Source organism: Thiocapsa sp., from assembly GCF_035467215.1.
GTDB lineage: Bacteria > Pseudomonadota > Gammaproteobacteria > Chromatiales > Chromatiaceae > Thiocapsa.
Window position 1 is genome coordinate 1 of record NZ_DATITZ010000094.1, and the last position, 6,138, is coordinate 6,138.

At 64.7% G+C, this 6,138-nt stretch carries 6 protein-coding genes; 3 read left to right on the forward strand and 3 right to left on the reverse strand.

Going from position 1 to position 6,138, the window contains the following annotated elements; translation table 11 throughout:
• Positions 1 to 300 precede the first annotated feature (300 nt).
• Complete coding sequence (locus tag VLR48_RS05035) at positions 301 to 1,203, forward strand: phage integrase N-terminal SAM-like domain-containing protein (protein ID WP_325290729.1); 903 nt, start codon at positions 301 to 303, stop codon at positions 1,201 to 1,203.
• 5 nt (positions 1,204 to 1,208) lie between these two features.
• Complete coding sequence (locus VLR48_RS05040) at positions 1,209 to 1,706, forward strand: tyrosine-type recombinase/integrase (RefSeq protein WP_325290733.1); 498 nt, start codon at positions 1,209 to 1,211, stop codon at positions 1,704 to 1,706.
• A gap of 110 nt (positions 1,707 to 1,816) precedes the next feature.
• Here VLR48_RS05040 and VLR48_RS05045 read toward each other — a convergent pair whose 3' ends face one another.
• On the reverse strand, positions 1,817 to 2,287 hold the full coding sequence (locus VLR48_RS05045) for a hypothetical protein (RefSeq protein ID WP_325290730.1): 471 nt from the start codon (positions 2,285 to 2,287) through the stop codon (positions 1,817 to 1,819).
• 234 nt (positions 2,288 to 2,521) lie between these two features.
• Between VLR48_RS05045 and glsA the strand changes: the two genes are divergently transcribed.
• Entirely contained in the window at positions 2,522 to 4,354 is a 1,833-nt protein-coding gene (gene glsA, locus VLR48_RS05050) for a glutaminase A (protein ID WP_325290731.1), read from the forward strand.
• A 15-nt stretch (positions 4,355 to 4,369) separates the two neighbouring features.
• Here the strand turns inward: glsA and VLR48_RS05055 are convergent, their stop codons facing one another.
• A complete protein-coding gene (locus tag VLR48_RS05055; RefSeq protein ID WP_325290732.1) occupies positions 4,370 to 5,599 on the reverse strand; it encodes a methyltransferase domain-containing protein in 1,230 nt (409 codons plus the stop codon).
• Between the two features lie 135 nt (positions 5,600 to 5,734).
• Positions 5,735 to 6,138: ComF family protein (locus VLR48_RS05060; protein ID WP_414718578.1), on the reverse strand; the 404-nt coding region annotated here is incomplete at its 5' end.

The following is a 6,138-nucleotide window of genomic DNA, read 5'->3' on the forward strand; positions in this document are numbered from 1 at the left end:
CGCGGGGAGAAGCCACGCATTTGCATGGCGGCGATCATGCGCTGGCGTAAGGGCGTCATCGTCCGATCCTCGGGTCACGACCCGGATTGGGTCGCCTTCGAGTGTGGACGACGGGGACATGCAGGCGGGGAACGGGGCCGCAAGGCGCGCCCGTTTATTGCCGCGTCATTCGGACTTCAACTGCCGCCGCGAACCGGCTCCACTAAGTCCCGCGGAGCGGATTAGTTCAACGTGATCTAGGTTGCATGCGTCGTTATGTGTACTAGACTGCATTCAGTCTAGCGCAAAGGTAGCCTAAGGATGCCACAAGTCAACCCCACCAGACCACGCCGTGAGGACGGCGCACCGTCGAACTGGGACCGGTACCTGGATCTCCTGATCCGTCGCGAGGTCCCCGCGAAGTTCCGTCAATGGTACGTCCGACGGGTCGAGGATTTCCTGAAGGACCTCAAGCCGGCGGCCTTGTCGGCGCTGACGGCCGACCAGGTCACGGATTACCTGCGACGCATGTCGGCCCGCTCCGATCTGGCGGACTGGCAGATGCGGCAGATTGTCGATGCCTTGCGCTTGCTGTTGGTTGACCTAGCGCAGGTCCCTGCCGGAAAAGGGGTCGATTGGGGCTATTGGTGGGAGGGGCAGCGCACCCTGACCACCGAGCACGCGACGATTGCGCGCAGCACGGCCGTAAGCGCCGAGGACGCAGCCGATCCGAGGGCCATCGGTGTTCCCCGTTTCAGCCGCTCGGCACAGACGTTTCCGATCCTGGAAGACCTGGCGCGAACCATCCGTGCCATGCAGTACTCGATCCGGACCGAGCAATCCTACGTCGATTGGTGTCATCGCTTCTTGCTCTTCTGCGGGAGCAAGCCGCTGGATGCTTTGGGCGTCCCCGACGTCCAGCGGTTCTTGAGTCACCTGGCAGTGGAGCGCTCGGTCTCGGCCAAGACTCAGAGTCTGGCGTACAACGCGGTGGCGTTTCTGTTCAAACACCTCCTGGAGCGTCCGCTGGAGGACGTGAAGTTTTCGAAGACCAGGAAGCAGGCACGGCTCCCGGTGGTCTTGAGTCGCGACGAGATGCGAGCGCTGTTGGCCCACATGGATGGCACGCTCGGACTGATGGCTCGGCTGATGTACGGCACCGGGATGCGGTTGATGGAGTGCGTACGGCTGCGGGTGCTGGATGTCGACTTCGAAACGGCTTGATCCTGGTGCGCAACAGCAAGGGCGGCAAGGACCGGGCGGTGCCCTTGCCGCAGCGGCTGCGCGAGCCGCTGCAGGCCCATCTGACCAGAGTCGAGGCACAGCATCGAGAAGACTTGGCGGCCGGTGGCGGAGCCGTGTACCTGGCGCCCGCGCTGGCGCGCAAATACCCGAGTGCGCAACGCGACTGGATTTGGCAGTTCGTGTTTCCCAGCGCGCGGCTGTCGCAGGATCCCGACTCGGGTCAGGTGCGCCGGCATCATCTACACGAATCCTCGTTGCAGCGCGCAGTCAAGGCGGCTGGGCGAGCGGCTCGGATCGCGAAACGCGTGAACTCTCATGCCTTGAGGCACTCGTTCGCAACTCATCTACTGGAAGCCGGGTACGACATCCGCACGGTGCAGGAGCTGCTCGGGCATGCGGACGTCTCGACGACCATGATCTACACCCATGTACTGAATCGGCCGGGGGTGCTGCCGGTGAAGAGCCCGGTGGACGCGATCTAGAGTGAAACTGCTCCGCGTGGTCCTGGATCCATGCCGGCAACCATGCGTCGCAACCCGCAGGCGCCTGTCCTTTCGTCCTACGCCCAACCGATTCAGTCAGAACGGATCCGTTAGGGCGCAAACCCCAGCGCTGCCCGCAAGCTCGCCGCATCGCCGATGAATTGCACGCTCGTGATGCTGCCCCCTTCGGACGCGATCAGGGTCGCCTTTCCGGGTTCGCGCGGCAGCATAGCGGTCTCCTCTGCTTCGCGCCCCAGCAACATGGGATAGGGTCGCTTGCGCATCTTGGGCAGGGCGATCATCGAGGTCACCATGCCGGGCATGGCGCTGATGTCGGAGACGTACTGGATGCCGGCCGCGGAGAGCGAATCGGTCGTTTGGTCGGCCAGCGCGGTCTCCACGAGGGCCGAGACCTCGCGCTCTGCGCTGAAGATCAGTAGAGAGGTGTTCGCGTCGACGGTCCGAGTTGTGTCGTGTTGGTCCTGGAACGTCAGAACGGGCATGGGTGCGCCGGTCTCGAACGAGGCAGCGGACACGAAGGCGGGAAACAGGATCGGGATCAGGAGCAAGCGTATCGGCATCTGGCAAGACCTCGGTAATTCAAGGGTAGGAAAGGCGGCTATCGATCGGGGCGACGCGTATCCGCGACGCCGGCAGCGCTCGGGTTCGACCGAAGGGCCGGGATCGGCGGCTTGCAGTCTGCCTCCTACGCAGGCATAAAATCCAGTGCGTCGACGCTGTCGCGACGACCCGCAATTCTGTGCGCGGTGTGCACTTGTCCGCATTCCCTTTCCGAACACCTCTCAGGAGTCTCAATGGATAAGCGGGCCTTCCAGTTCTCTCCAGTCCAGCGTTACATCGACCGCATCCATGAAGAGTTGCTCGACCTGAACGATGGCGCGGTCGCCGATTACATCCCGGAGCTGACGCGCGCGGATCCGTCCTGGCTCGGAATCGCGATGGTCACGGTCGACGGGCATGTCTACCAGGTCGGCGACTCGCGTCAGAGCTTTACCATTCAATCGATTTCAAAGGCGATTACCTATGGTTTGGCGCTGGAGGATCGCGGGCTCGACCAGGTGCTGAGCAAGGTCGGCGTGGAACCCTCGGGCGAGGCGTTCAACTCCATCAGCCTGGAGCCCGACACCGGACGTCCCATGAATCCGATGATCAACGCGGGCGCCATCGCCACGACGGGCCTGATCGAGGGCAAACCCGATGCCCCGCCGATGCAGCGGATCCTCGAAACCTTCGGACGTTACACCGGCCGGCCGATGGAGATCGACGAGACGGTCTATCGCTCCGAAAGCGATACCGGCCATCGCAACCGGGCGATCGCACACCTCTTGTTCGGCCACGGGATCCTCGATCGCACGCCCGAGGAGGTGGTCGATCTGTATTTTCGGCAGTGCTCCATCCTGGTGACCGCTCGGGATCTGGCGATGATCGGCGCCTGTCTGGCCAACAACGGGGTGAATCCGGTCACCGGGGTCGTCGCGCTGCAGGCGCGTTATGTCGAGAAGGTGCTGAGCGTCATGAGCACCTGCGGCATGTACGATTTTTCGGGCGGTTGGATCTACAACGTGGGGATGCCGGCGAAGAGCGGCGTCGGCGGCGGGATCATGGCCGTGCTGCCCGGACAGTTCGGTCTCGGGGTGTTCTCGCCGCGCCTCGACGCAAAGGGCAACAGCGTCCGCGGCATCGAGGCATGTAAGCGGCTCTCCAAGGATTTCAGCCTGCACCTCTTCCATGTCGCACGCTCGACCTCCGCCACCGTTATGCGTCAGGTATACGACTGCGCCAAGCGCACCTCGCGCCGCCGCCGCAACGCGGCCGAGCTTGCTGTACTCGCAGCGCAAGGGCATCGCATCCGCGTCTACGAGCTGCAAGGAGAGCTGTTGTTCGGCAGTGCCGAATCGGTCGGCGTGGAGATCCTCTCCGAGCTCGCGCGGGTCGATTACTTGGTCCTCGATCTCAAACGGGTGATCGGGACGGACCAGGCGTCGATTCTGGTCTTGAGCGAGCTTTGCATGCGGATCGCCGACGCGGGCAAGCGGCTCTTCTTCACCGACAGCAAGAACCTCTATCGCTTCAGAAAACACCTCCAGGGGAATGCCTATCGCGGGCCGGAGCCCGGTCCGCTGCACTTCGATGACACCGATCACGCGGTGGAGTGGTGCGAGAACCAACTGATCGGGGAGGCGGATACAACGGGTGTCGACACCTCGGTCGCGGACCTGAGCCACCAGTATCTGTGCGCCGCGATGACGGGCGACGAGCTTGAAGCGCTCCGTCAAGCCGGCCGGGAGCACGAAATCAAAGCCGGCTCGCGGATCTTCAACGCAGGGGATTGCGCCGAGTCCATGTTCTTTATCTTCAGCGGCGAGGTCGAGGTCTGGATCGATACCGGCGCGGGGCACCATTTGAGACTGACCAGCCTCGGCCCGGGGATGGTCTTCGGCGAGGTTGCCTTGGTGAACCGCAAGCGCCGCACGGCCAACGTGTCGGCGGTCACGGATACCCGCTGCCTGGAGCTGCGCTTCGACGACATTCCAGAAGCGCTTCGGGTGAAGATGCTGATGAGCATGGCGAGCCACTTCGCAAACAAGATCGAGCGCGATACCCAACTCATCCAACAACTCGCATGACGGCGCGCGCGCAGGTCAGAGCCGAGTACCCCAGACGGCGTAGACCGGGTCGGACTCGGCGAGCCGGCCGGCATAGGTGTCGTCGGCCGGTCGCGGAAGGCCCCGCAGACTGAAGGTCTCGAGCTGTCCGAATCGGCCGGACTCCCGCAGATAATCGAGCACGAGCGCGAGCCGCTCGAACGCGTGCAGCTCTTGCCAGATCCGGATCACCTTCGGGGGGAACCAGCGGTTGGAAAACGTCAGGATGACGCGCCCGCCCGGTTGCAGCACCCGCGCGATCTCGCGAAACACCTCGAAGGGGCGGATCAGGTACTCGACCGAGACCGTGCAGATCACGGCCGAGAAATCGGCGTCGGCAAACGGGAGGGTAGGATCGCAATTCAGGTCACGGACCACCCGCTTCGTCAGGACCGGATTGGCCTCCAGCTCCGCCATGTTCATGCCGAGTCCAGCCACCGCTGCGGGCTCCAAGGCGCGGGGCAGATGCGAGTGCCAGCTCGTCATCAGGTCCAGGATGCGCGCTCCGGCGGGAATCAAGCGGCCGTAGAGGGCGCTGATCTCGGCGATCGCCGTGCGATCGAGATGATCGACGAGTCGCGGAGCCGCATAGAACTCCTCGTCCGGACGCGGATCGGGACGCGCAAAGGGATCGTCGGACCAAAAGTCGGTCGCCTGGCCTCGCCAACGCGCCTGCATGCCGGGACCATTCTCGGTGAGCAAGGCAGCCAACTCGGGGCGTTGCCCGGCGCGCTGCTCGCCGCGGGCGCGAACGGCTTCGGTTCGGACGACCACGTCGAGCGTCCGCTCGGCAAGGGGGTGATTGAGATCCGCGGTGAGCCGATCCGCCTGCACATCGACCAGGCGCAGCGGCCGTCGGTCGCTGCCCGAGATGCCTTCGAGGATGCCGCGCGGGTAGAAGCGCCCGGCACGCGGTTCGATCGAGACCCCAGCGGCGAGGCGCCGGTTGAACTGCTCGGGACGCAGACTGCGCAGCAGCTCGTCGCGTCTCGGCGGCAGCAGTGCGCCCGGCTCCAAACGGCAGGTCGCGCGTCGGCCGACCGGCAGATCCATGATCTCGGCCTCCAGCTCGGGCGGGAGGAGATCGCGACGCAGGTCGAGGCGGGTTGCGACCCGGCTGTCGGTGTGCGTCGCGTCCTCGCTCTGCCAGTGCAGATCGAATCGAAGACGAGCCGGTATCGGCGTGCGCGTGCGTTCAAACGGATCGTGCGTCGGTGTCTCGGGCATCGCAGCGGGATTATTGCGGACCTGGTCACGACTGACGTGGTACCGGGCCGTTCGAGGCACAAGGTACCGTCGGCGGATGGTGTGCGTCCTATCGCCGGCGCAAGGGCGTTGTTTCGTCTGCCGAGCGGGCGGCATTCACGGTGTTCGCGCCACCGCCCAGACCTGAATTCGCCGAACCCCGGCCTTGCGCAACACCCGGCTCAGCTCCGCGACGGTGCTGCCGGTCGTCACGACGTCGTCGAGGATGGCGACATGGGTCCAGGGCAGCAAGCCCGGAATCAGGAACGCGCCGCGAATATTGCGATGGCGTGCGCGCTCGTCGAGGCCGGCCTGCGGCGGCGTCGGTGCGATGCGGATGCAGGAGACATGATCGATCGGCAGGGCCAGATCACGGCCGACGACGCGGGCGATCTCCAGCGCCTGGTTGTAGCCGCGGGTGCGCAGCCGAGAGGCATGCAGCGGGACCGGCAACAGCACCTCCGGTCGAGGCGGATCGACCTCTCGGACCCGATCCGCGAGACATTGACCGAGCAAGCGCA